This window comes from Pseudomonas sp. TNT2022 ID642 (assembly GCF_028656995.1).
Taxonomy (GTDB): Bacteria; Pseudomonadota; Gammaproteobacteria; order Pseudomonadales; family Pseudomonadaceae; genus Aquipseudomonas.
Genome location: NZ_JAMDGW010000019.1, coordinates 419,647 through 442,558, shown reverse-complemented (window position 1 = coordinate 442,558; position 22,912 = coordinate 419,647). Strand labels below are relative to the sequence as shown.

The window sequence follows — 22,912 nt, the reverse complement described above, 5'->3', positions numbered from 1 at the left end:
GCCTGCGTTATTTTAATGTTTGTCCCGCTCGTAAATGTCCCCGAAAGAGTCAATCGACAGCGGGCAATACTTCGATTCGTGCCGGTATTCAATCAGGTCGTGGAACACTTCCTGTGGCAGGGGCAAGTCGCTGTATTGTGCCTGGTAGAACTTGTTGTATATGTAATAGCTGTCTTCTGGTTTCAGCAGGCTGAATCCCAGTGCCATGTCTCTGAGCTCATTGCTGCTTCTGGCAATTGGCAACAGGTTGTCCATTTGCTTTAGCCAGGCGTCGACCGTGAGATTGCTCTCTTCGGTGAAGGGCACATAATAAATCGGCAGCTTGCAGGTGTTGAGCATGAACGAAACGCCACCGGTGGATGCATCGGTGATGACCGTGTCGCATTGTGCGTAGAAAACCGTGCTGCTGGTCCCGGCCTTGTCGATGGTTATCCAGTCATGGGCAGACAGTTGTTCGCACAGATCCTTCACGGTCGGATGGGAAAGTTCGGCCATGTACGGGCGCAAGATGAAGGTTGCGTGGGGAATTTGCGACTTGACTGCATTGATGACGGTCTGCAGGTTTTCATACAGTGTCGCCCCGTTCGGGCAGATACCCACTTGGGTCGGCAGAAGCCCTACGACATAGTCGTCCGAGGTTTTTTTCGAAGGCGGTGATGATTCAAAGATGCCGGGAACCTTCACGGGCAGCGTAGCCACCGGGCTGGTGATGCGCATGTCCGAACGCAAGGCCAGCCCATCGATCAACATTGTTTTCAGGGCCTTTCTGTCGCGACGGTAGGCCTGCAGCCCGGCCGTCATCAAATCAAAACCCGACCGGGAGGAAGAGATGATCGCATCCCAGTAAGAGGTCAGCTCAGCGTAGTAATACTTGTCTTTGGTCGGCATCCCGACATTGCCGTGGCTGATAAAGATGCCAAAATTTGAATGGTCCAGCAGACGCCCGGCGTAGGCATCATTTGAGATGACAACCTGCGATTTCAGACTCGCAATGAAGTCATTGCCAACCTGCTTTACCGGGTAGTCGAGGACGGCTTCGACTTCCTCTCGGCTTGAGCCGGTGCGATCAGTATTGAGGACGACACAGTTATATTTTTCTCGAAGCGAGTTGAGCGCCGGGATCAGATACTCGAGATATGTTTTGCCACCGTCCGCTACGTTGCTGAGCAAATAAACTGTTTTCATGATGAAGTTTTGCTTTTTTAGTTGTTTAAATAAGGCCAATGTCAAACGGAGTAATAACGTTGGGCAAGGGCTTTTTAGTTGTCTGGATTTAAACTAATGACCAGATACACGCACCCAGGCCAGATTCGGCTTGGGTTATCAATACGCTGGTTGATTGAGCAGTTTTGCCCGGTGAACAGTCGAAATATTGTCCATGATGTCCCGCCTCCATTTTCACGCTGAAAAATGCTCGATGTCTTGACGATAGACGGATATGTAGAAAAAAGAGCGCCGTCGTTATATCACATGTCGGTCAATGGCCAGCAGCGCTTGGAGGTTATTTTCGCAGCAGTCCGTTGCGCGTAGCGCTGTCGTTTTCATTGTGTTGCCGGGCGATACTGCAAAGCCTCCGCCAAGTGTTCGCGCGTGATGTCTTTTTCCTGGCTCAAATCGGCCAACGTCCTGGCGACCTTGAGCAACCTGTGCGCCGAGCGCAGTGACAGGGTCAGCCGTTCACAGGCTGATTCCAGCCAGGTCTCATCGGCTGTGGATAACTTGCAGTGGCGACGCAGGCCTGGCAGATCAAGAAACGCGTTGGCACATCCCTGGCGTTTCTGTTGTCGCTCGCGGGCCTCGGCTACCAGCGAGGCCGCACTGGCGCTGTCTTCTCCTGGCTTTACCGCAGGATTCAGCGCTGTCGCCTCTCGCGCTACCGTCAGATGTAAGTCGATCCGGTCCAACAGGGGCCCCGACAACTTGTTGCGATAGCGTTGGACCATGTCCGGCGTACACGAGCATTTGCCGCTGGGCTCGCCAAGATATCCACAGGGGCACGGGTTCATTGCTGCAACCAACTGAAAGCGCGCTGGAAAACGCACGCGATCCTTGGCCCGGGCGATGACGATATGCCCGGACTCCAAAGGCTCGCGCAGGACCTCCAGGACCTTGCGATCAAACTCCGGCAGTTCGTCGAGAAACAATACACCGTGATGGGCCAGGGTGATTTCGCCGGGTTGCGGTTTTGAGCTGCCACCGACCAGTGCCGGCCCGGATGCCGAATGGTGCGGTTGCCGGAAGGGACGCTGCGGCCAATGGGTCAGTGGCGCGCCACTGGCAACTGACTGAATCGCCGCGACCTCCAGCGCTTCACTTTCGGTCAGCGGCGGCAACAGTCCCGGTAATCGGCTGGCCAACAAGGTCTTCCCCGTTCCCGGAGGCCCGCTGAACAACAGGTTATGCGCCCCCGCAGCAGCAATCAGCAACGCTCGTTTCGCCGCCAGTTGTCCCTGCACTTCATTCAAGTCCGGATAGGGCTTGCTGGCATGCATCAACCCGTCAGATACATAGGGCTCAACCGGCGTATGCCCGTTGAAATGCGCCACCGCCTCCAGCAAATGATCCACAGCAATCACCTTCAACCCCGAAGCCAGGCACGCCTCCTCGGCATTCGCCCGCGGCACCACTAAGGCACGGCCGGCCTTGCGCGCTGCCAGTGCAGCCGGCAACACGCCGCGCACCGCTCGTACGGCGCCGGACAACGCCAACTCACCCAGACATTCCACATCATCCAGCGTCAGACACGGCACCTGCACACTCGCCGACAGAATCCCCAAGGCAATCGCCAGATCAAACCGCCCACCGTCCTTGGGCAGATCTGCCGGGGCCAGATTCAAGGTGATCCGCCGCGCCGGAAACTGCAGCCCGGAATTGATGATCGCACTGCGCACGCGATCCTTGCTCTCCTTTACCGCCGCCTCGGGCAGCCCGACCATGGTCAGCGACGGCAGACCGTTGGCCAGATGAACTTCGACGGTGACAGCGGGGGCTTCCACGCCAATCTGGGCGCGGCTGTGGACGATGGAGAGGGACATGGTCGTTCCTTGAGCTGAATCGGGAGCCGCTTCCTGCGGGTTTTTGAAGGGTAGTCGGGGGAGGGGATGTTGGTAGGTGGGTTCTATGAGCGAATTTTCACCGGATGTTGCAGGAGACAATAACCTGCAGGCATAAAAAACCGCCTGTCAGGCGGTTATTTTGGCGGTACTCAGGTTCCACCACCGGCGAGCCAGCCATCGGGCTCCATTTCCTTGCCATAGGTCGCGGCCACTTTCAGAAAATGCCGCTGACTGGCTGAAACTCTGTCCGGCAAACCGAGTGTCTCGGTACCTGGTTTGGAAACCCGTGCCGGTTGGGTTTTCTGCTTCTTCTGCTTCATAAACACCTCACGTGCCGGGATGCTTGATTCGATCTTATTGGTCGTCCAATGGAAAGACAAGGCGGCCGGTTGTATCAAAATAAAATCCCAGCGTTTGATAGTAAGGGATGGCGCCTGAGTCTGGCTCTTGTACTTCGATTTGCGTGCACCCCAGCTTCCGGGCGTAGAATTCTGTTGTCAGCAATGCCATCGGAGCGATCCAGCCCCGCAAGGTATTTGTCTTGCAGGTGTGTCCCTGCAAAAGGACGATTTTTATGCAGATCGTGCTTCTTCGCGGCGTTGCGTAGCACAGTCCGCACAGTTCTTCTTCGTACCAGAACGCCAAGTCCAGCCCTTTTGCATCTTTGGTCTTCCAGTCCAACACAGCGTCCCATGGATACCCAACGGGGCCGGTCCACTGGTGGAATGCGTTGATTGCTACTGGAGTAATCGGATCGATCCTGAGTGATAGAGCATCAACTCCAGCCGCCAGGGCTTCTGGGTCCATGGACATTGTTTGATGTGCGAGTTTTCGGGATTCAGATTTGAGTGTCTGATTTCGAAGTTCGGTACCTTTGCCTTTTCTTCGCATCGTCTTGTTCTGTGGGATCAATCTGCAGACGATATCGAAGGCATTGATGCTTACGTAATCAGACGTAGGGGACGGTCCTTGTAGGACAGTGCTTGCGTTAGTGAAGGACGTTGGAGATGGCCAGTTCAGATTGTGAGAGGGCGGAGAGGCAATACTTTATACCGGCATGGATGAGGGTTTTGCGCTGCTCTCGATCGTAAATGAGCTTTGACTCCTGAGCGGTACTGAAGGATCCTCACGCTCGAGGACTGCAACTGCGCATTCGTCGGGACTGGGCACCAGTAAAAGCTCCCCCGCATTTTTGGCAGCAGAGAAAGCGGGTTTCTCTGAAGTAATGACGACGGGCTAGCCTGTCGGATTCTGAACCCAAGGCCGTAAAGTCGGGAGCTAAAGAATCGCTGCGACTACTCCTCCGAACACAAAAAAAGGCGTCCTATGGACGCCTTTTTTATTTTTCACTCAGGCCTTCTACCGGCCAGCGCGCCGCTTGGCTCAAGCGCTGGCCCACATGTAACAGCAACTTCAATAAATCGCCGTTGGTTGGCTGACATATCCCCAGCCAAACGGAGTGCTTCGAGGTGCAAATCAACAATCTGAAATAGCTTTTCCTTCCTCTTCTTATCCTTCACAGATACCTCCATCTTGATGGGCGTATTTCGTTTGCCAATGTAATGACATGCGTAAGGGCTGCGTAACTGGGCGCAGACGCTGATGTTTGTAGGGCCATGCCCTAATAGGTGTAGGACGCCGGCGAAAGGGGTGTGAAGGTCTTGTATCCAGGAGTCGGATGCTCCAGTTTGGTCACTCAACGCAGCCTCTGGAGGCGAAAAATGGACCGCAATGGTATGCGCCCGATTCATCCGGGCGAGGTTCTGAGTAAGTAATTCATGGAGCCGTTGGGCATGACTGTCATGGATCTGGCCATGCCCACGAACTGGCCCGAAAGTGAGATCGAAAAGCTTGTGAAATGCCAGCTCAGGATCTGCGCCGATCTGGCAATCAGCCTTGCCACTCATCTCAACACTAAGCCTGAGTTCTGGATGAATCTTCAGTCGACTTACGATTTGCGCAGGGCCCAGCTTCGGCATGCGGGTTTATAGCGATTGCAGCATCCGCGAAGCTCTTTTCCACCATGGCCCCGTCATTGGGCGCTTGGTCTGTTCCCGTTCCACCATCATCTGTGGCACATCCTGCAACCGTATCCACGGCTGATTATTCCAATGCAACAAACTCAACGTCATGTCCGGCCAGTTGAGCAAGCTGAGGTGTGGACGTTCGCTTGTGGTGGGGTGTTGGGCGTCGCGCAGGGTGGGGATGACCTGGTGGGTGAGCCATTCGCGTAGCGCTCGGTATTCGGGGCAGTAGTGGTAGACGAGGAGGGCGTAGATGCCGGATTCGCTGATCAGAAGGGTGTTTTCGATTTGGTTGTGGATGAGGGTTTTACGGGTTTGGTGTTGGTCGGGGTCGAGTTTTCGCAGCATGCGTTCGTTGAGGTAGATGTGCAGCATGCGGCTCAGGTCTCGGGCGCAGAACCAGGGTTGGTTCTGGATGAGAAGGGCGTGGAGGGGGAGTTTGTGGCGGGTGAAGATGCTAGGTGTCAGGTAGTTTTCGTCCATGGTTCAGTTCTCGAATTCAAGTGAAGAAAACTGCTTCTGTTCGTCGCCAAACGAAAAGGGTGGCAGCTATGCGCGGGTTGGCGAACCGGTGAATTCGAAACCGGCAGACCCTGAGGTCTCCCACGCAAAGCTGCCATAACTCGTTGAGAGAAAAAACCTCTCTGTGAATTTAGTTGCATTGCGTCAAATTCGATCCAAGTCGCCAAACCCGGTGCTGAACATTCAGCATCGGGTGAGCTTAGAAACTTGGGCTTTTCGGCGCAATCGGACGGCGGTGGTGCAGGTTGTAGGAGGTTGCCGGGATGGTTGAAGGACTGAGGATCAAAAGATCGCAGCCTTCGGCAGCTCCTACAGGGGGATGCGTTATTCGGCTGGCGGTGTCAGCTTGGCTTCCATCTCGGCGACTTTGGCTTCGAGGCTTTCGAGGCGAGCGCGAGTTCGGGCCAGAACGACCATCTGACTATCAAACTCTTCACGGCTCACCAAATCGAGTTTGCTGAAGGCACTTTGCAGCAGCATCTTGAACTGGCTTTCGATTTCGGCTTTTGGCAGCGGGGTGTCGCCGCTGAACAGGCGGGAGGCGGTGCCGCTCAGGGCGTCGAGGAAGTCTTTGGGCGCGAGCATGGTGGATGTCCTGGAAACAATGGCCGGCAGTGTATCACGCAGTGTCTATAGTCAATCTCGTGGTCAGGGATGCACGCTTTTCGCGCAGGCGGACGGACGGCGACGCACCGTTGTTGTGCGTATCCGGATGGCGTTTTGCACGAGATGGCTTGCGGCAGCGGCCAAGGGATTGAAATCAGGGGATTTTGGCGAGATGGCAAGGTTTCTGCTTAGTCACCTTCGACCCATGCACTGATGCAGTCGCTGTGACGAATGCAGTGCGGCAGACGGAGCGGGGAGTTTCGTTAGCAGCGGTTAGCTGGCGTCAGTCGGGCAGGTAAGGCCGACGATGCGTTACAAAGCCAGGCACTGCGCTTAGACTTGAGTCGGGTTTGTTTTCCTGGGGCAAGTCCACCAATTCGGGAGAGAGTTTCATGAAGCTAGTCACTGCCATCATCAAGCCGTTCAAGTTGGACGACGTGCGCGAGTCGCTGTCCGAAATCGGCGTGCAGGGCATTACCGTTACTGAAGTCAAAGGCTTCGGCCGGCAGAAGGGTCACACCGAGCTGTATCGCGGCGCGGAATATGTGGTCGATTTTCTGCCCAAGGTGAAAATCGACGTGGCCATCGACGACAAGGATCTGGATCGGGTTATCGAGGCGATAACCAAGGCGGCCAACACCGGCAAGATCGGTGACGGCAAGATCTTCGTGGTCAATCTGGAACAGGCGATCCGCATCCGTACCGGCGAAACCGATACCGACGCGATCTAACGCCGCCACAAACCCCAACGCCCCAGGAGAAAACAATATGACTCTGCGTAAATTCGCAGGGCTAGGAGCCCTGTTGTCCATCGTAATGCCAAGCCTTGCAATGGCGGCAGACGAAGTGGCGGCCCCAGTCCTCAATTCCGGCGACACTGCCTGGATGCTCACCTCGACGGCACTCGTGCTGTTCATGACCATCCCGGGCCTGGCGCTGTTCTACGGCGGCATGGTTCGCTCGAAAAACATTCTTTCCGTGATGATGCAGTGCTTCGCCATTACCGGTCTGATCAGCATCCTGTGGGTCATTTATGGCTACAGCATTGCGTTCGACACCACCGGCATGGAGCAGGGCGTCGTCAACTTCAACTCGTTCTTCGGCGGCATGGGCAAGGCGTTCCTCGCCGGTGTCACGCCTTCGAGCCTGACCGGCCCAGCGGCGCTGTTCCCTGAGGCGGTGTTCATCACCTTCCAGATGACCTTCGCGATCATCACTCCGGCGCTGATCGTCGGTGCGTTCGCCGAGCGGATGAAGTTCTCCGCGATGCTGATCTTCATGGCTATCTGGTTCACCCTGGTTTATGCACCGATCGCGCACATGGTCTGGTCCGGCAACGGCGGCCTGATGTGGGACTGGGGCGTACTCGACTTCGCGGGCGGCACCGTGGTGCACATCAACGCCGGTGTCGCCGGTCTGATTGCCTGCCTGGTGTTGGGCAAGCGTAAAGGCTTCCCGACCACCCCGATGGCTCCGCACAATCTGGGTTACACCCTGATGGGCGCGGCGATGCTGTGGGTCGGCTGGTTCGGCTTCAACGCCGGTTCCGCTGCGGCGGCCAACGGCACCGCCGGTATGGCGATGCTGGTCACTCAGATTGCTACCGCTGCTGCGGCACTGGGCTGGATGTTTGCCGAGTGGGTCACCCACGGCAAGCCAAGCGCACTGGGTATCGCATCGGGTGTGGTTGCCGGTCTGGTAGCGATTACTCCAGCTGCCGGCACCGTAGGCCCGATGGGCGCACTGGTGATCGGTCTGGCTGCAGGCGTGGTGTGCTTCTTCTGCGCCACCACCCTGAAACGCAAACTCGGTTATGACGATTCCCTGGACGCGTTCGGCGTACACGGTATCGGCGGTATCCTCGGCGCGATCCTCACCGGTGTGTTCGCTGCGCCGGCGCTGGGTGGCTTCGGCACCGTTACCGATATCGGTGCGCAAGTCTGGATTCAGGTTAAAGGCGTGGGCTTCACGGTGATCTACACCGCGATCGTCACCTTCATCATCCTCAAGGTCCTCGACGCCGTCATGGGTCTGCGTGTGACCGAGGAAGAAGAGTCGGTTGGCCTCGATCTGGCACAACACAACGAACGCGGCTACAACCTGTAAGTACGCGCATTAAAAAACTTGCCCGGTTCGCCGGGCATTTTTTTGTCTGGAATTTGTCGCAGAGAGAACAGCTGAAAGGATTTTTCGTACGGCTTTGGTCGTGTTTACGACGAGCGTTTTTCTGCGGCCAATGGCTTACATCATTGCAGGAATATTAGGGCCTTTGTTTTTTCCCAGAGCGCGCTAGAATGCGCCCCGAACGTGCGGAGAACTGTATGTGGCAACAGACTCTGATAACCCTGCGGGCACGGCCCCGGGGCTTTCATCTGGTAACGGACGAGTTGATCAAAGGCCTGCCTGAACTCAGGGAGTGCCGGGTCGGTCTGTTGCATTTGTGGCTGCAGCATACCTCGGCGTCGTTGACCATCAACGAGAACGCCGATCCGGCGGTACGTCGCGACTTCGAACGATTTTTCAATCGTCTGATCCCACAAGGAACAGACGGCTATGAGCATAACGACGAAGGCCTGGACGACCTCCCGGCGCACTTCAAGGCCAGCGTGCTTGGCTGCCAGATCAGTCTGCCGGTTTCGGCAGGTCGCCTGGCACTGGGGACCTGGCAAGGCGTTTATCTGGGCGAGCACCGTGATCATGGCGGTGCTCGAAAAGTCCTCGCCACCTTGCACGGTGAAGGGGCATAAACCGTTGGTCACCAATGGTTACTGATTTTTTAACGGCAACTTTCGACAGTTGCCAAAGCTGGTCTATAACTAATCTGCTTTTCGCAAGTCATGAGGTAGAACATGAGCGACGATGATCTGGAAAACGACGACCTCGAAGTAGGCGACGAAGACGAGGCCGAGGAAGGCCTGGAAGCAGCAGCGGAAGACGTTGCTGACGACGATGGCGGTGACGATACGCCGGCCCCGGCTGCCAAAGGCAAAGCCAAGGCTGCGGTGTCGGTAGACGAGTTGCCGAGCATTGAAGCCAAGAACAAGGAGCGCGACGCCCTGGCCAAGGCCATGGAAGAGTTCCTGTCGCGCGGCGGAAAAGTGCAGGAAGTGGAGGCCAATGTGGTCGCCGATCCGCCGAAGAAGCCGGACAACAAGTACGGCAGCCGCCCTATCTGAGGCGTGCCGCTGGCTTGCTGAAAAGGCCCGCCGTCGCTGCGGGCTTTTTCATGGGTGATGAAAAGATCAAAAGATCGCAGCCTTCGGCAGCTCCTACATTGGAATGCGTTTCCCTGTAGGAGCTGCCGAAGGCTGCGATCTTTTCAGCGGTTCCAGCGTGCGAGAACGGCTGGCAAATCGCTCAGGCTACGAATCTCGGCATCCGGCAGGCGATCCGCCTCCCAGACCTTGCCTGCCGGGTTAAACCAGATCGCCCGCAACCCGGCCTGCTGCGCCCCGGCAATGTCATCGCCCGGATGATCGCCGATATGTACGGCGGTTTCGGCCGTGGCGCCACCGCGCTGCAAGGCTTCGTGGAACAACCGGGCATCCGGTTTGGCGATGCCGATGTCTTCCGCACACAAGGCAAACTTGAAGTAGTCCGCCAGGCCCAATCGACGCACATCGGCATTGCCATTGGTGACCACCCCAAGCGCATAGTGATTGGCGAGAACCTCCAGCACTGGCTCGACTTCAGGGAACACTTCGATCTGATGCCGCGCATGCAGAAACACTTCAAAGCCCTTGTCTGCCAGGTCGGTTGCTTCTCCATGGGCGTACCCAGCGTCTTCCATCGCATGAAACAACACCCGCCGACGTAGCGCGCTGATGCGGTGTTTCAGCCCCGGTTCGTTAGCCAGTACACGCTCACGAATCGCCCATAAATGCTCCACCGGCACCGCGCCCAGATTTGGCGCATGTTCGCTCAGCCATTCGCGCAATACCGCTTCGGCGCTGACGATTACCGGGGCGGTGTCCCAGAGGGTGTCGTCGAGGTCGAAGGTGATCAACTGGATGCTCATGAATCATCGCCTTTCATGCGTTTGGCCCGTGGATGGGCGCTGTCGTAGACCGCCGCCAGGTGCTGGAAGTCCAGATGGGTATAGATCTGCGTGGTCTTGATGTCGGAGTGGCCGAGCAATTCCTGCACCGCGCGCAGGTCTTGCGAGGATTCCAGCAAGTGGCTGGCGAAGGAGTGCCGCAACATATGCGGGTGCAGGTTCTGCCCCAACTCGCGCTCGCCGGCCAGTTTGACTCGTACCTGGATCGCTCGCGGGCCGAGGCGCCGGCCTTGCTGGCTGACGAACACGGCGTCATCAGCCGGGTTGGTCATGGCCCGCAGAGGCAGCCATTGTTCGATCGCTTCGCGGGCCTTTCTGCCCACCGGCAGCAAACGGGTTTTGCTGCCCTTGCCGAGCACTTGCACCATGCCATCGGCCAGATCAAGTTGATCAAGATTGAGCCCGGTCAATTCGGAAAGACGCAGGCCGGAGGAATAGAACAACTCCAGAATCGCCTGATCGCGCCGCGCGAGAAAATCATCCTCGACTGCTCCTTCAAGCAATTGCAGTGCACGGTCGGTATCCAGGGTTTTCGGCAGGCGACGCTCGCCTTTCGGCGGTGCCAGACCGGTCGCCGGATCATGGTCGCAGAGGCCTTCGCGATTCAGATAGTGATAAAGCCCGCGCACTGCCGACAGCAGTCGGGCGAGGCTGCGCGAGGATTGACCTTGCGCATGCAGGCGAGCGATCAGGCTGCGCAGGCGCTGAATATCCAGCGCTGCCCAGCTGCCGATGTTCTGTTTGACGCACCAGCCAAGGACTTTGTCGAGGTCGCGGCGGTAGGCTGACAGCGTGTGCGGCGACACCTGTCGCTCACTGCGCAGGTGTTCGCAGTAAGCGTCCAGTTGCCGTTCCATGCTCAGCGTACCGAGCGCAGGGAGCTGTTGACCCGTGGCAGCACGCGGCCCATGACTTCGGCGATGTAGCTCAAGAACAGCGTGCCGACCGAACTCTTGTAGTGCTGCGGATCACGGCTGGCGATTGCCAGAATGCCGTGGATGCCTTGATGGCTGACCGCGACCACGGCGGTGGAGCCGATCTGTTTGCGCTGTTCTTCGCCGAAGAGGAAGTCCAGTTCGTGCTCGCGCAGGGTGCCGCTGACGCTTTTGCCTTCGGTGAGCAAGCCGCCGATGGCGACTTGGGCGTCAGCGTGGGTCACCCAACGGCCGACTGGCGCCGGATTGTCGCCAAGCAGGATCAGGCTGACAAAAGGCACCTGGAAGTCCTGACGCAGACTGTCTTCGACGCTGATCACCACGTCTTCCAGGCTGCTGGCGTCCATCAGGGACAGGATCAAGCGACGAGTCTTGTCGAACAGGCGATCGTTGTCGCGGGCGACGTCCATCAAATGCGAGAGGCGGTGACGCATCTCGATGTTGCGGTCGCGCAGGATAGTCATCTGCCGCTCGACCAGCGAAACGGTGTCACCGCGCTGGTGAGGAATGCGCAAGGCGGGCAGCAGTTCTTCGTGCTCGACGAAGAAGTCCGGATGCGCCTCGAGGTATGCGGCAACCGCTGCCGCCTCCAGGCTCTCGGACGCTGATTCGTCGGACTGTCGGGCGGGTACCTGAGGCTTATCGGTCATGATTTCTGCTCACTCAAAGACGTACTTGTCCTTCATATACACGCACTGCCGGACCGGTCATCAGCACCGGTTGGCCAGGGCCTGCCCACTCAATGGACAGACGCCCGCCGGGCAGGTCGATCAATAGCGGCGAATCCATCCACCCCTGGCTGATCGCAGCGACAGCCGCTGCACACGCGCCGGTGCCGCAGGCCTGGGTTTCCCCGGCACCGCGTTCCCACACGCGCAACTGCGCGCGGTTGCGGTCGATGACCTGGAGAAAACCGACATTGACCCGCGCCGGGAAGCGCGGATGGTGCTCGATTTTCGGCCCCAGTTCATGCACCGGTGCGCTGTTGATGTCCTGCACGCGCAATACCGCGTGCGGGTTGCCCATCGACACGGCGGCCAGTTCGACCGTGGTGCCGTCGACTTCCAGCTGATAGCTGCTGGCCTGTGCAGGCGCGTCGAACGGAATGTCCGCCGGCACCAGACGCGGAGCACCCATGTTCACGCCGATCTGGCCGTCGTTACGCACGTCCAGTTCGATGATGCCGCCCTTGGTCTCGACGCGGATCTGCCGTTTGGCGGTCAGACGCTTGTCGAGCACGAAACGGGCGAAGCAGCGCGCACCGTTGCCGCACTGCTCAACTTCGGATCCGTCGGAGTTGAAAATCCGATAACGGAAATCCACGTCCGGGTTGCTCGGCGCTTCGACGATCAGCAGTTGGTCGAAACCGATGCCGGTGTGCCGATCGCCCCATTGCTTGGCGTGCTTTGGCTGAATATGCGCGTGCTGGCTGACCAGGTCGAGAACCATGAAGTCATTGCCCAAGCCGTGCATTTTGGTAAAACGCAGCAGCATGGGTTACTCCGGCAGCAGGCTTTCGCCGGCAAACAGCTCGGCCACGGTTTCGCGGCGGCGCACTTCAAAAACCTGGTCACCGTCTACCAACACTTCGGCCGCACGGCCACGGGTGTTGTAGTTGGAACTCATTACAAAACCGTAGGCACCGGCCGAATGCACGGCCAGCAGATCGCCTTCGGCCAGGGCCAATTCACGGTCCTTGGCGAGGAAGTCACCGGTTTCGCAGATCGGGCCGACGATGTCGTATTTACGCGCAGCGGTGTCACGCGGTTTGACCGCGGTAACGTCCATCCACGCCTGATACAGCGCCGGGCGGATCAGGTCGTTCATCGCCGCGTCGACGATGGCGAAGTCTTTGTGCTCGGTGTGCTTGAGGTACTCGACCTGAGTCAGCAGCACGCCGGCGTTGGCAACGATGAAACGGCCCGGCTCGAACACCAACGCCAGATCACGACCGTTGAGACGCTCGCGCACGGCTTTGATGTAGTCGGCAGCCAATGGCGGCTCTTCATCGCGATAACGCACGCCCAAACCACCACCAAGATCGATGTGGCGCAGGTGAATGCCGCAGTCGCCGAGGCGATCGACCAGATCCAGCAGGCGATCAAGTGCGTCGAGGAATGGCGGCAGCGTGGTCAGTTGCGAACCGATGTGGCAGTCAACGCCCACTACTTCCAGGTTCGGCAGATGCGCGGCACGCACGTACACGTCTTCGGCGTCGGCGATGGCGATGCCGAACTTGTTCTCTTTGAGACCGGTGGAAATGTACGGGTGGGTGCCGGCATCGACGTCCGGGTTCACGCGTAGCGAAACCGGTGCGCGAACGCCCAGTTCGGCGGCGACCACTTGCAGGCGCTCGAGCTCGTCGGTGGATTCGACGTTGAAGCAGTGCACGCCGACTTCCAGCGCGCGACGCATGTCGTCACGGGTCTTGCCGACACCGGAGAAGACGATCTTGTCAGGGCTGCCGCCAGCGGCAAGGACGCGCTCCAGTTCACCACGGGAAACGATGTCGAAACCGGCACCGAGACGGGCCAGGACATTCAGTACGCCGAGGTTGGAGTTGGCTTTGACCGCAAAGCAGACCAGGTGCGGCATGCCGGCCAGCGCATCGGCGTAGGCCAGATACTGGGCTTCGATGTGTGCGCGTGAGTAAACATAGGTGGGCGTGCCGAAACGGTCGGCGATGGCGGACAGCGCCACACCTTCCGCGAACAGCTCCCCGCCACGGTAGTTAAAAGCGTCCATGGCGATCCCTTATTGGTAAACGTCGTGCTTGTGTGCTTTGGACGGTTGCTTCTGCGAAGACTGGGCTTGCTCGGCCGGGTCCTGATCATCATCGGGCAGGTACAGCGGGCCTTTTTGACCGCAGGCCGAAACAAGGCAGGCAACCGCGACGAGCGCAGCAAGGGAAGAGATCAGGCGCTTCATGGCGAAATCCTTGAAAATGCGTTAATTGCGCCGGAGTATACCGGCCACCCGGCGGCTTGCCTATGTGATGGGGTTCCCGTCCGGCGGGGCTCTCTAAATGCACCAATATCTCTGTGGGAGCGAGCCTGCTCGCGAATGCGGCGGGTCAGCCAGCAATAATGTTGAATGTGCCGGCCATTCGCGAGCAGGCTCGCTCCCACAGGTCGTTAATCTTTGCAATCGGCCAGCAGCGTCCGTATCTTTCGGCGCTTGAGCCTGATCAGAACATTTTTTGAGGTTGCCGCAATGAGTTTGTCCGAAGCCCGTTTCCACGATCTGGTCGATGAAACCCAGGAAAAACTGGAAGACATTTTTGATGAAAGCGACCTGGATATCGACATGGAGAACTCGGCCGGTGTGCTTACCGTCAAGTTCGAAAACGGCTCGCAGCTGATCTTCAGCCGCCAGGAGCCGCTGCGTCAGCTGTGGCTGGCGGCGGTGTCCGGTGGTTTCCACTTCGACTATGACGAAGAAAGCGAGCGCTGGATGTGCGACAAGAGCGAAGAGCAACTGGGCGAAATGCTCGAGCGCATCGTCAAGCAACAGGCTGGCGCTGAATTCGACTTCGAAGGTCTGTGATTCCGTGACTGACACCGCTCCTGTTCGTCCACCCAAGCCGCTTTACAGCAACATCAGCCCTGCCGTGCCGTCGCCGTGCAGCGGCGTGTGCCGACTGGACGAACAAAAGGTCTGCCTCGGCTGCTTCCGCCATGTCGAAGACATTCGCGAATGGCGTTCGGCGGACGATCAACGCCGTCGGGTCATCTGCGCCCAAGCCGCAGACCGCCGCAACTCCTCAATGTAGGAGCTGCCGGGTGGGTGACTTGTATATTTTTTGAGCTGTGATAGTGTCCGAACACGCCTCAACCCATCGAGGCTTGGTGAAAACCCCGTCTTTTTTGGCGGGGTTTTGCTTTTTTTGTGTGCAGAAGAAAGGAGTCTGCCCGGATCATGACCGCACCTTCCATCACCCTTACCCGTCTGGACGTGCAACGTCTGGAGCGCCTGATCGATAGCCTGAACGATAAAGACCAGGCTGCGCCGGGCGTGATTGCGCTGCAAACCGAGCTGGACCGCGCCGATACCGTGGTCGGCCACGATGAAGTGCCCGCCGATGTCGTGACGATGAATTCCCGTGTGCATTGCCGCGAAGAAGGCAGTGGCAAGGACTATCACCTGACGCTGGTCTATCCGAAGGATGCCAACGCCGATGAAGGCAAGATCTCGATCCTGGCTCCGGTCGGCAGCGCGTTGCTGGGCCTGAAAGTCGGTCAGCACATCGACTGGCCGGCACCCGGTGGCAAGACCCTCAAACTGACTTTGCTGGAAGTCGAATCGCAACCAGCCAACGGTGGCGCGTTTCCCGAGTAATCCGCCTCAGACCTGTTCGAGCGCCTCGTTCAGGGCGCGCTCCAGGTCAGCCTTGTAGCGCAGATACAGATTGCTTGAACTTTGCCCGTCACCGAGCAGACCCGACAGGTCGAGGTCGGTGATGTAGCAGCGATAGCGTTCGCTCTCGCGGCGCTGCTCGACGATCTCCCGGGCGACCACGCTGAACAGCTGGTCGCCATGTTCCAGCTCGCTGAATTCCCGTTGATTGCAATACAGGGTGACCTGCACTTCGCCCGGTGCGGCTTTGCCGACGATCGCCTGCACGTCATAGAACGGTTTGTTCACCGGCGTTTGCGGTGCCGGCCGCGCTTCAACCCGACGCGCGCGCCCCGGACCCGAAGGCAATAACTGGTAATACAAAGTGTCGAGACGGGCATCCGGGCTGGCGTCCATCGGTAGCACGGCTTCACGGCGGAACAGGATTGATTGCAGGAATCGCTGCAACGGCACCAGCAAACTCTGCTCGTCGTGATAAGGCAAATGCTGCTGCCACAGTGCGTTGAACTCATCCAGCACGTACAGTTCGGCCTGCTGCTCGGTGATCCGGTAGAACACCTGAATGCATTCCGGCTGACCCATCGGCAGGATCAATGCGAGGTCGTGATCTTCCAGCGCCATCGGATCCAGGTGCAGCGGGCTGTAGCGCGGCTGTTCTTCACCAAGGTAATCCAGCAACGCTGGCAATGTCGCAAGCGCGACATGGTTGACCTGGCCCGGCACTAACTCCAGCACGTGATAGTGCTGCTGTACCTGAATCAGGTAGCGATGATTCAACTCGCTGAGCAACAGATTCTGCGCGGTGTCGATGATTTCCTCGACGCGACGGGCGATGAACTGTGCACGGTTGTGGCAGAAGCAGCGCACCTTCAACGACGGCTGCAAAGCCCCGCGTGGCAGGTTGTTGAGGTAATCGCGCAGGCAGTCGAGCAGGGCGTGGGGGCCGTCGAAACGGTTGACCAGCACTTCGTTCCAGCTGTTGAGCGTAACCTGATCCAGGGTCAGCACGAGGTTTTCGCGCACCCCGGCATAGCTCAGCGAGTCGGTGCGCTCGGTGGTCATCAGGATGTTCAGGTCGCGGTGATGTTTGAGCGGATCAATGCCGACGTTGACCAGAATCAGCACTTCGCTCGGCACCGCGGCGCGCAGCAGCGGCTCTTCGGCCACCGTGGGCAGGGGCAGGGCGATGCACTGTTGCAGGCTGCCGAGCAGGTTGAACAGCTCGAACTCGCTCAGGTCGCTGGTGCCGGGATGCAGGGCCAGACGCGTGCTGCTGTCGATCACGCCGTTGCGGTGGCACCAGGTCAGCAATTCAAGCAATTCGCGGCTGCGCTTGATCGGCGCGAAGTGCTCCCATTCCAGTGCGGTAAGGCTGCCGTTATACAGGCCCCACTGGGTTTGCCCCGGTTCCTTTTTGTTGCGCGACTGCACCAGTGTCAGGGTGTCTTCAGCCAGATCCGGGGCGATGCCGGGGTTGATGAACTCGACCTTGTCGGCCTTGCGTTCGAAGGCGGCATAGAGCCGGCGGCCGAGCACATTGAGGTCACGCTTGTTGATCAGGCTGACGGTTTGCTCGGTGCGGGCGAACTGGGTGAGGAAGCGATAGCTGTAGTTCAGCTCATTGACCAGCGCCCGGCGTTCGGCGCTGACCTGGCGGACTTTCCACTGGCTGCGGCTGTCGAGCAGCGTCAGTTGTCGCTGATCCCAATGCCATTCGCTGGCCAGCCGTTCCAGCAGCGAGCGTTGCCAGCTCTGGGTGCGGCTGTTGCCGGTGAGCTTGCGGTTGACCTTCAGGTACAACGCGCGGCGCACCAGTTCCAGGCGTTCCGGTTCGTTGCGCGCCGTGAGGTATTCCTCAATGCGCCGGTACACGACCATGTACGGATCCAGTTCATCCAGATCCAGCTGATTGGCGAACACGGCTTTCTTGAAGCGCAGGCTCAGGCACTGCACCTGCGGGTGTTCGCTGGCGTAGACCTCGGTCAACAGCAGCTTGAGTACCGACTTGTACGGTGACTCGATGCCTTTGAACAACTGCCACAACCCTGCGCCGATGAACTCGCCTGGCGGGATTCTCGCCAGATGGCCAAGGTCGAGGGTTTCGTCTGCGCGGATAAAGCGCTTGGACAGCAGGGTATGGGTGTAAAGGTCGTAAGCGGTTTCTTCGTAAACCGGCACCAGCCACCAGATCGGCGTGCGCCCGGCCAGCCAGATCGCGGTGCGGTAAAACTCGTCTAGCAGCAGATAGTGCTGAGTGCTGCCGCAGTTTTCCGAGCTGAGTTGGGCGTCGCGTTCGCCTTTGACGAAGCGCTCCGGGTCGATCAGAAAGAAATGCGCCTCGGCGCCCTGGCTGGCCGCCCAGGCTTCCAGCAACTGACATTTCTTGCCCAGTTCAGCGAGTTCGCTTTCGCTAAGGTCCGGTGCGTGGCAGACCCACACGTCCATGTCGCTCTGATCGGCCTGCGCCAGCGTGCCGAGGCTGCCCATCAGGAACAGGCCGTGAATCGGTCGCGGTGGATTGCTGCCGTGGCGTGGTTTGTAGGAGAACGAACGGGTCAGGCGTTGCGCTTCGGCAAGGGTGTTGGTGTCCGGCTCGTAATTCGACAGGCCGGCCGGTGTACTGCCCGAGACATAGCCCGGCAGCAGCGGATGGTTGACGTGGAAGAACAACGGCAACAACGTCAACACGCTCTGTTGGCGTGTCGACAGGCCTTCGAGGGCGCGGCCGAGGCGGCCTTCATTGAGTTTGAGAAAACGCGCGCGCAGCTGGCTGAGGACCTTGCGGTCAATGCCTTCATCCAGGTCGGGGCGGATTTCGTGGGTGCGCGTCATGTCAGCTCAAACCGGCTCGCGGGCTCGGACGTAGAGGGTCTCGGATTGTCAGGCAGTTTAGCCTTAGCGCAGCGGGACTTTTAGCTGAATTTGTTTTTTGACGTCAGATTTCTATCGCGGGCGACCGGGCAGGCCCGCGGAAATCCCGTGGCAGGAGTTCCCGTGGGCAAAGTCAGGGGGGATCAGGCGGTTTCTTGCTCTCTCAGAATGGTCAGCACGGTTTGCACATTTTGTGCGGCATCGCGACCGAGGCTGGTCAGATACCCGCCATCGGGCTGATCGGTCAGGTCTTTTTCAAAGAGGCGTTTGGCGGCAGAAATATGTTTCGGGGCAGCGGTCTGATGAATTTTCAAACCTTCCTGGGAACTGTCCAGGGGAAAGAGTGCGAGGACTTCCAGTTCGGCAACCAACTCAGGGGTAAGCGACATAAGGACTCCAGACTTTCTAGGAATTGGACGACAGCGTCCCTAAGGTGAACCCGCTTTTGCGGCATGTCCAGTGCTCAGATCAGGGATTTTGTCTTGAGGCGGATTCCAGTGTAGTCGGGGCCCGGCAGTTGGCTGGATGGATGGGTGACAAATTGTGTGGGAGCGAGCCTGTTCGCGAAAGCGCTGTGTCATTTAGCGTTGTTTTTGCTGATACACAGCATTCGCGAGCAGGCTCGCTCCCACAGGGGAATGTGTTTGGCTTACTGCTTTTCGGGTGGCAGCTCTGGCAGTGCACGCAGCGCCGCTTCGTACCATTCGGTATTGAACGCGCGGTCTTCATCGAGCATCGCGTCAATCTCGTAGGCCAGTACATGCGCCATCAGGTTGAGGATCTCTTCACGCTCGGTTCCGACCAGTGTCAGCTTGTTGAAAGTTGCTTTGGCCGCTGGCGGGTTGTCGCTTTCGATCTGGTTCTCGATGGCTTCGATCAAAGTAGCCTCGGCGAACTCTTCTTCGTCGTTGTCGATGTCTGTCGGCTCGCTCATGGCAGGCTCCTTAAGGAAAGGCGCCAGTTTACCCGCATTCAGCGGGATGATGCTGCTGGCGCGATTGGCCTGCGCGATCTATAAACAGGCACTGCCCACCCCGCACGGCCTGGAGGCTATGTGATGCTCAAGCTCTACGGATTCTCAGTCAGCAACTACTACAACATGGTCAAACTGGCGTTGCTGGAAAAAGGCCTGCCGTTCGAAGAAGTCACCTTTTATCCGGCGCAAACCGCGGAATCGCTGGTTATCAGCCCGCGCGGCAAAGTGCCGGTGCTCGGCGTGGACGCCGGCTTCATCAACGAAACCGCGATCATTCTTGAATACCTCGAGCAGACGCAGAAAGGCACACCACTGCTGCCGAGCGATCCGTTCGAGCGCGCGCAGGTATTGGCGATTGCCAAGGAAATCGAGCTGTACATCGAGTTGCCGGGGCGCGCTTGTTACGGCGAGGCGTTCTTCGGCACGGCCCTGCCGGAGGCGATCAAGGAAAAGACCAAAACCGAATTGCTGCTGGGTTTTGCCGCGCTGGGCCGACATGGCAAATTCGCCCCGTACGTGGCGGGTGACAGCCTGAGCATTGCCGATTTGTACTTCCTTTACAGCGTGCCACTGGCCTGTGCGGTCGGGCAGAAGCTGTTCGGAATTGATTTGCTGGCTGAGATGCCGCAGGCGAAGGCGTTGCTGGAGCGGTTGGAGCAGAATCCGCATGTGCAGAAGATTGCGGCGGACAAGGAAGCGGCGATGCCGGCTTTTTTGGCGATGATCGCTGCCAAGAAATAAGGTTTTGTAGCGTTTTGAAGTCAGTCATCGCTGGCAAGCCAGCTCCCACAGGTCTTTGGGTCGAACGCAAAATTGTGTTCCAACAAAGAACCCTGTGGGAGCTGGCTTGCCAGCGATGCTTTTAGCGGCTGGCGATCAGCGCCTGGCCGCGCACCACAGCTGCCTTGACCTGCGCCGGCGCAGTCCCACCGATATGATCACGGGCATTCACCGAGCCTTCCAGAGTCAGCACGGCAAACACGTCCTGCTCGATCTGATCGCTGAACTGACGCAGTTCTTCCAGGCTCATCTCGGCCAGATCCTTGCCGGTGTCCACGCCGTACTTCACGGCGTGGCCGACGATTTCATGGCAATCACGGAACGGCAGACCACGACGCACCAGATAATCCGCCAGATCGGTCGCGGTGGAGAAACCACGCAGCGCCGCTTCACGCATGATCGCGTGCTTCGGTTTGATCGCCGGGATCATGTCGGCAAAGGCCCGCAGCGAGTCGCGCAGGGTGTCGGCGGCGTCGAACAGCGGCTCTTTGTCTTCCTGGTTGTCCTTGTTGTAGGCCAGCGGTTGGCCTTTCATCAAAGTCAGCAGGCCCATCAGTGCACCGAACACGCGACCGGTCTTGCCACGCACCAGCTCTGGCACGTCAGGGTTTTTCTTTTGCGGCATGATCGAGCTGCCGGTGCAGAAACGGTCCGGCAGATCGATGAACTGGAACTGCGCGCTGGTCCACAGCACCAGCTCTTCGGAGAAGCGCGACAAGTGCATCATCGCGATGCTCGCGGCCGAGCAGAATTCGATGGCGAAGTCGCGATCGGAGACGTTGTCCAGCGAGTTGCCGCCGACAGCGTCGAAGCCCAGCAGTTGCGCGGTGTATTCGCGGTCGATCGGGTAGGTGGTGCCGGCCAGCGCGGCGCTGCCCAGTGGCATGCGGTTGGTGCGCTTGCGGCAGTCGACCAGCCGCTCGTAGTCGCGGCTGAGCATTTCGAACCAGGCCAGCATGTGGTGCCCGAAAGTCACCGGCTGCGCGGTCTGCAGATGGGTGAAGCCCGGCATGATGCTCGCGGCTTCGCGCTCGGCTTGCTCCAGCAGGCCTTTTTGCAGACGGGTGATTTCAGCGAGGATCAGGTCGATTTCGTCACGCAGCCACAAGCGGATGTCGGTCGCGACCTGGTCGTTACGGCTGCGCCCGGTGTGCAGCTTTTTACCGGTCACACCGATGCGATCGGTCAGGCGTGCTTCGATGTTCATGTGTACGTCTTCGAGGTCGATGCGCCAGTCGAACTGGCCGGCCTCGATTTCGCCCTGAATGGTCTTCAGGCCGTCGATGATGCTGTCGCGCTCGGCATCGGTCAGCACGCCGACCTTGGCCAGCATGGTGGCGTGGGCGATCGAGCCCATGATGTCGTGGCGATACAGGCGCTGGTCGAAAGTGACGGAGGCGGTGAAGCGGGCGACGAAGGCGTCGACGGGTTCACTGAAGCGGCCGCCCCAGGACTGATTGGTCTTGTCAGTGCTCATGAATTCGCTCGTATCGGCTTGAAGAAAAAAGGCGTGAAACGCTGGCGCGGATAATAACAGGGTTGCCAATCCTGTCGCTGACACTGGTCGATACGTTTTTTTCTCATTGTGTACGCCATAGTCGGCGCTGGCCCCGAAGGTTTTGCGCAAGGATATTTTTCGATTGAGCAATATCGGCCCGGCAAGCGTCTACAGTTGGACATAAGGGTCGGTGTGACTTGGATCGGGCGAAGGTCTGGACGCCGACTATAAGAAGAGGAGATGGGTGTAATTGTCCTTCGGCAATCCCCGTGAAAAACGCAGGAAACAGCGGGCTTTGAGCAGTACGACCCGGACACTGGCAAATATTGCTGGCCGACGTACGGCACTTTTTGGCGCTCGGGCTAGTCTTAGCGTGGATCGCGGTGACGGACGTCACTTCACCTGTCTACGCTATCCTTGTGCGAGACTCACGCAGGAATCCAGCGCAATATGAATGTCCTGATCGTTGATGACGAACCACTGGCTCGCGAGCGCCTCAGCCGAATGGTGAGCGAGCTCGAGGGTTATACAGTTCTGGAGCCCAGCGCCACGAATGGCGAAGAGGCGTTGGCACTGATCGACAGCCACAAGCCGGATATCGTGCTGCTCGATATCCGTATGCCAGGCCTCGATGGCCTGCAGGTTGCTGCCCGTCTGTGCGAACGCGAAACGCCGCCGGCCGTGGTGTTTTGTACCAGCCCCGATGAATTTGCCGTGGAAGCCCTGCAGGCCAGCGCCGTGGGCTATGTGGTGAAACCCGTGCGAACCGAACATCTGCATGACGCCCTGAAACGGGCTGAACGTCCCAACCGGGCGCAACTTTCGGCCCTGACCCGTCCCGCTGCCGAAAGTGGCACCGGCCCGCGCAGCCACATCAGCGCCCGCACCCGCAAAGGCATCGAGCTGATCCCGCTGGATCAGGTGGTCTACTTTATCGCCGACCACAAATACGTGACCTTGCGTCACGAGGCTGGCGAGGTGCTGCTCGACGAACCGCTCAAAGCCCTCGAGGACGAATTCGGCGAGCGCTTTGTGCGTATCCACCGCAACGCGCTGGTCGCCCGCGATCGCATCGAGCGTTTACAGCGCACACCGCTGGGGCATTTCCAGTTGTTCCTTAAAGGGCTCAATGGCGATGCGCTGATCGTCAGCCGTCGGCATGTCGCCGGTGTGCGCAAGATGATGCAGGGCCTGTAAACCGGTCTTTTCCGCCGGTTCAGAGTTTATTTCA

Annotated in this window: 26 protein-coding genes; 10 read left to right on the top strand and 16 right to left on the bottom strand. The window is 58.7% G+C overall.

The annotated features are described in order from the left end of the window. Positions 1-12: 12 nt before the first annotated feature. The 4 genes from M5G26_RS20270 to M5G26_RS20255 all read right to left on the bottom strand — a co-directional run bounded on the left by M5G26_RS20270 (position 13) and on the right by M5G26_RS20255 (position 3,863). Positions 13-1,185 carry a hypothetical protein gene (locus M5G26_RS20270; protein ID WP_273916304.1) on the bottom strand — a complete coding sequence of 391 codons (1,173 nt, stop codon included), beginning with the start codon at positions 1,183-1,185 and terminating at the stop codon, positions 13-15. 356 nt (positions 1,186-1,541) lie between these two features. Beyond that, positions 1,542-3,035 carry a YifB family Mg chelatase-like AAA ATPase gene (locus tag M5G26_RS20265; protein WP_273916303.1) on the bottom strand — a complete coding sequence of 498 codons (1,494 nt, stop codon included), beginning with the start codon at positions 3,033-3,035 and terminating at the stop codon, positions 1,542-1,544. Between the two features lie 170 nt (positions 3,036-3,205). After that, complete coding sequence (locus M5G26_RS20260; RefSeq protein ID WP_167351291.1) at positions 3,206-3,376, bottom strand: hypothetical protein; 171 nt, start codon at positions 3,374-3,376, stop codon at positions 3,206-3,208. Between the two features lie 34 nt (positions 3,377-3,410). After that, a complete protein-coding gene (locus tag M5G26_RS20255; RefSeq protein WP_337993678.1) occupies positions 3,411-3,863 on the bottom strand; it encodes an N-acetyltransferase in 453 nt (150 codons plus the stop codon). A gap of 971 nt (positions 3,864-4,834) precedes the next feature. On the opposite strand from M5G26_RS20255, the gene M5G26_RS20250 reads away from it, so the two are divergent. After that, positions 4,835-5,047, top strand: coding sequence for a HigA family addiction module antitoxin (locus M5G26_RS20250; RefSeq protein WP_337993677.1), 213 nt, complete (start codon positions 4,835-4,837; stop codon positions 5,045-5,047). Here the strand turns inward: M5G26_RS20250 and M5G26_RS20245 are convergent. Together M5G26_RS20245 and M5G26_RS20240 are read right to left on the bottom strand one after the other, a co-directional pair. Further along, positions 5,042-5,563, bottom strand: a complete 522-nt coding sequence (locus M5G26_RS20245; protein ID WP_273916301.1) for a BRO-N domain-containing protein — start codon at positions 5,561-5,563, stop codon at positions 5,042-5,044. The two genes, M5G26_RS20250 and M5G26_RS20245, sit on opposite strands and share 6 nt — an antisense overlap. Before the next feature lie 363 nt (positions 5,564-5,926). Continuing rightward, positions 5,927-6,187: an accessory factor UbiK family protein gene (locus M5G26_RS20240; RefSeq protein ID WP_007920416.1), complete on the bottom strand. Its 261-nt coding sequence runs from the start codon at positions 6,185-6,187 to the stop codon at positions 5,927-5,929. A gap of 413 nt (positions 6,188-6,600) precedes the next feature. On the opposite strand from M5G26_RS20240, the gene glnK reads away from it, so the two are divergent. The 4 genes from glnK (at position 6,601) to sutA (ending at position 9,384) form a co-directional block, all read left to right on the top strand. Next, entirely contained in the window at positions 6,601-6,939 is a 339-nt protein-coding gene (glnK, locus tag M5G26_RS20235; RefSeq protein WP_002555808.1) for a P-II family nitrogen regulator, read from the top strand. Positions 6,940-6,976: 37 nt separating this feature from the next. Continuing rightward, a complete protein-coding gene (locus M5G26_RS20230; protein WP_038359173.1) occupies positions 6,977-8,314 on the top strand; it encodes an ammonium transporter in 1,338 nt (445 codons plus the stop codon). Between the two features lie 215 nt (positions 8,315-8,529). Continuing rightward, a complete protein-coding gene (locus M5G26_RS20225; protein WP_102901435.1) occupies positions 8,530-8,955 on the top strand; it encodes a secondary thiamine-phosphate synthase enzyme YjbQ in 426 nt (141 codons plus the stop codon). A 102-nt stretch (positions 8,956-9,057) separates the two neighbouring features. Next, on the top strand, positions 9,058-9,384 hold the full coding sequence (gene sutA, locus M5G26_RS20220; RefSeq protein ID WP_007920420.1) for a transcriptional regulator SutA: 327 nt from the start codon (positions 9,058-9,060) through the stop codon (positions 9,382-9,384). Positions 9,385-9,527: 143 nt separating this feature from the next. On the opposite strand, the gene M5G26_RS20215 is transcribed toward sutA, so the two are convergent. The 6 genes from M5G26_RS20215 to lptM are packed head-to-tail and all read right to left on the bottom strand — an operon-like array spanning position 9,528 to position 14,128. Continuing rightward, entirely contained in the window at positions 9,528-10,226 is a 699-nt protein-coding gene (locus M5G26_RS20215; RefSeq protein WP_273916300.1) for an HAD family hydrolase, read from the bottom strand. Then, the gene (xerC, locus tag M5G26_RS20210) at positions 10,223-11,122 is read right to left on the bottom strand and encodes a tyrosine recombinase XerC (RefSeq protein ID WP_273916299.1); all 900 of its coding nucleotides are present in this window, start codon (positions 11,120-11,122) and stop codon (positions 10,223-10,225) included. Before xerC ends, M5G26_RS20215 begins: the two co-directional genes overlap by 4 nt. Positions 11,123-11,124: 2 nt before the next feature. Further along, the gene (locus M5G26_RS20205) at positions 11,125-11,850 is read right to left on the bottom strand and encodes a DUF484 family protein (RefSeq protein WP_122604533.1); all 726 of its coding nucleotides are present in this window, start codon (positions 11,848-11,850) and stop codon (positions 11,125-11,127) included. A 13-nt stretch (positions 11,851-11,863) separates the two neighbouring features. After that, on the bottom strand, positions 11,864-12,694 hold the full coding sequence (gene dapF / locus M5G26_RS20200; protein ID WP_110718098.1) for a diaminopimelate epimerase: 831 nt from the start codon (positions 12,692-12,694) through the stop codon (positions 11,864-11,866). A gap of 3 nt (positions 12,695-12,697) precedes the next feature. After that, positions 12,698-13,945 carry a diaminopimelate decarboxylase gene (lysA, locus tag M5G26_RS20195; protein ID WP_077575015.1) on the bottom strand — a complete coding sequence of 416 codons (1,248 nt, stop codon included), beginning with the start codon at positions 13,943-13,945 and terminating at the stop codon, positions 12,698-12,700. A gap of 9 nt (positions 13,946-13,954) precedes the next feature. After that, on the bottom strand, positions 13,955-14,128 hold the full coding sequence (gene lptM, locus M5G26_RS20190) for an LPS translocon maturation chaperone LptM (RefSeq protein WP_007911098.1): 174 nt from the start codon (positions 14,126-14,128) through the stop codon (positions 13,955-13,957). 285 nt (positions 14,129-14,413) lie between these two features. Between lptM and cyaY the strand changes: the two genes are divergently transcribed. From cyaY to rnk, 3 genes are all read left to right on the top strand, one after another. Further along, on the top strand, positions 14,414-14,746 hold the full coding sequence (gene cyaY / locus M5G26_RS20185) for an iron donor protein CyaY (RefSeq protein WP_007911100.1): 333 nt from the start codon (positions 14,414-14,416) through the stop codon (positions 14,744-14,746). Positions 14,747-14,750: 4 nt separating this feature from the next. Further along, a complete protein-coding gene (locus M5G26_RS20180) occupies positions 14,751-14,972 on the top strand; it encodes a DUF1289 domain-containing protein (RefSeq protein ID WP_134175979.1) in 222 nt (73 codons plus the stop codon). 146 nt (positions 14,973-15,118) lie between these two features. Then, positions 15,119-15,538, top strand: a complete 420-nt coding sequence (rnk, locus tag M5G26_RS20175) for a nucleoside diphosphate kinase regulator (protein ID WP_016985881.1) — start codon at positions 15,119-15,121, stop codon at positions 15,536-15,538. A gap of 6 nt (positions 15,539-15,544) precedes the next feature. On the opposite strand, the gene M5G26_RS20170 is transcribed toward rnk, so the two are convergent. The 3 genes from M5G26_RS20170 to M5G26_RS20160 form a co-directional block, all read right to left on the bottom strand. Beyond that, positions 15,545-18,388, bottom strand: coding sequence for a class I adenylate cyclase (locus M5G26_RS20170; RefSeq protein ID WP_273916298.1), 2,844 nt, complete (start codon positions 18,386-18,388; stop codon positions 15,545-15,547). 182 nt (positions 18,389-18,570) lie between these two features. Then, positions 18,571-18,816, bottom strand: a complete 246-nt coding sequence (locus M5G26_RS20165) for a TIGR02647 family protein (protein WP_008084565.1) — start codon at positions 18,814-18,816, stop codon at positions 18,571-18,573. A 260-nt stretch (positions 18,817-19,076) separates the two neighbouring features. Continuing rightward, positions 19,077-19,361 (bottom strand): hypothetical protein, encoded by a 285-nt coding sequence (locus M5G26_RS20160; RefSeq protein ID WP_273916297.1) that lies wholly within the window; start codon positions 19,359-19,361, stop codon positions 19,077-19,079. Between the two features lie 123 nt (positions 19,362-19,484). Between M5G26_RS20160 and M5G26_RS20155 the strand changes: the two genes are divergently transcribed. After that, on the top strand, positions 19,485-20,144 hold the full coding sequence (locus tag M5G26_RS20155; RefSeq protein ID WP_273916296.1) for a glutathione S-transferase family protein: 660 nt from the start codon (positions 19,485-19,487) through the stop codon (positions 20,142-20,144). Positions 20,145-20,265: 121 nt separating this feature from the next. On the opposite strand, the gene argH is transcribed toward M5G26_RS20155, so the two are convergent. After that, positions 20,266-21,660, bottom strand: a complete 1,395-nt coding sequence (argH, locus tag M5G26_RS20150; RefSeq protein WP_007911110.1) for an argininosuccinate lyase — start codon at positions 21,658-21,660, stop codon at positions 20,266-20,268. A gap of 471 nt (positions 21,661-22,131) precedes the next feature. Here argH and M5G26_RS20145 point away from each other — a divergent pair, with 471 nt between their 5' ends. After that, a complete protein-coding gene (locus tag M5G26_RS20145) occupies positions 22,132-22,878 on the top strand; it encodes a LytR/AlgR family response regulator transcription factor (RefSeq protein WP_007911111.1) in 747 nt (248 codons plus the stop codon). Positions 22,879-22,912 lie beyond the last annotated feature (34 nt).

Bases quoted from the DNA above. Each gene is read 5' to 3' on its own strand.
- dapF (WP_110718098.1), bottom strand. From the start codon at position 12,694: ATGCTGCTGCGTTTTACCAAAATGCACGGCTTGGGCAATGACTTCATG.
- argH (WP_007911110.1), bottom strand. From the start codon at position 21,660: ATGAGCACTGACAAGACCAATCAGTCCTGGGGCGGCCGCTTCAGTGAA.
- M5G26_RS20240 (WP_007920416.1), bottom strand. From the start codon at position 6,187: ATGCTCGCGCCCAAAGACTTCCTCGACGCCCTGAGCGGCACCGCCTCC.
- M5G26_RS20245 (WP_273916301.1), bottom strand. From the start codon at position 5,563: ATGGACGAAAACTACCTGACACCTAGCATCTTCACCCGCCACAAACTC.
- rnk (WP_016985881.1), top strand. From the start codon at position 15,119: ATGACCGCACCTTCCATCACCCTTACCCGTCTGGACGTGCAACGTCTG.
- M5G26_RS20170 (WP_273916298.1), bottom strand. From the start codon at position 18,388: ATGACGCGCACCCACGAAATCCGCCCCGACCTGGATGAAGGCATTGAC.
- M5G26_RS20145 (WP_007911111.1), top strand. From the start codon at position 22,132: ATGAATGTCCTGATCGTTGATGACGAACCACTGGCTCGCGAGCGCCTC.
- lysA (WP_077575015.1), bottom strand. From the start codon at position 13,945: ATGGACGCTTTTAACTACCGTGGCGGGGAGCTGTTCGCGGAAGGTGTG.
- M5G26_RS20165 (WP_008084565.1), bottom strand. From the start codon at position 18,816: ATGTCGCTTACCCCTGAGTTGGTTGCCGAACTGGAAGTCCTCGCACTC.
- M5G26_RS20260 (WP_167351291.1), bottom strand. From the start codon at position 3,376: ATGAAGCAGAAGAAGCAGAAAACCCAACCGGCACGGGTTTCCAAACCA.
- M5G26_RS20230 (WP_038359173.1), top strand. From the start codon at position 6,977: ATGACTCTGCGTAAATTCGCAGGGCTAGGAGCCCTGTTGTCCATCGTA.
- lptM (WP_007911098.1), bottom strand. From the start codon at position 14,128: ATGAAGCGCCTGATCTCTTCCCTTGCTGCGCTCGTCGCGGTTGCCTGC.
- M5G26_RS20265 (WP_273916303.1), bottom strand. From the start codon at position 3,035: ATGTCCCTCTCCATCGTCCACAGCCGCGCCCAGATTGGCGTGGAAGCC.
- M5G26_RS20155 (WP_273916296.1), top strand. From the start codon at position 19,485: ATGCTCAAGCTCTACGGATTCTCAGTCAGCAACTACTACAACATGGTC.
- cyaY (WP_007911100.1), top strand. From the start codon at position 14,414: ATGAGTTTGTCCGAAGCCCGTTTCCACGATCTGGTCGATGAAACCCAG.
- M5G26_RS20225 (WP_102901435.1), top strand. From the start codon at position 8,530: ATGTGGCAACAGACTCTGATAACCCTGCGGGCACGGCCCCGGGGCTTT.
- xerC (WP_273916299.1), bottom strand. From the start codon at position 11,122: ATGGAACGGCAACTGGACGCTTACTGCGAACACCTGCGCAGTGAGCGA.
- M5G26_RS20270 (WP_273916304.1), bottom strand. From the start codon at position 1,185: ATGAAAACAGTTTATTTGCTCAGCAACGTAGCGGACGGTGGCAAAACA.
- M5G26_RS20205 (WP_122604533.1), bottom strand. From the start codon at position 11,850: ATGACCGATAAGCCTCAGGTACCCGCCCGACAGTCCGACGAATCAGCG.
- glnK (WP_002555808.1), top strand. From the start codon at position 6,601: ATGAAGCTAGTCACTGCCATCATCAAGCCGTTCAAGTTGGACGACGTG.
- M5G26_RS20215 (WP_273916300.1), bottom strand. From the start codon at position 10,226: ATGAGCATCCAGTTGATCACCTTCGACCTCGACGACACCCTCTGGGAC.
- M5G26_RS20250 (WP_337993677.1), top strand. From the start codon at position 4,835: ATGGAGCCGTTGGGCATGACTGTCATGGATCTGGCCATGCCCACGAAC.
- sutA (WP_007920420.1), top strand. From the start codon at position 9,058: ATGAGCGACGATGATCTGGAAAACGACGACCTCGAAGTAGGCGACGAA.
- M5G26_RS20255 (WP_337993678.1), bottom strand. From the start codon at position 3,863: ATGGACCCAGAAGCCCTGGCGGCTGGAGTTGATGCTCTATCACTCAGG.
- M5G26_RS20160 (WP_273916297.1), bottom strand. From the start codon at position 19,361: ATGAGCGAGCCGACAGACATCGACAACGACGAAGAAGAGTTCGCCGAG.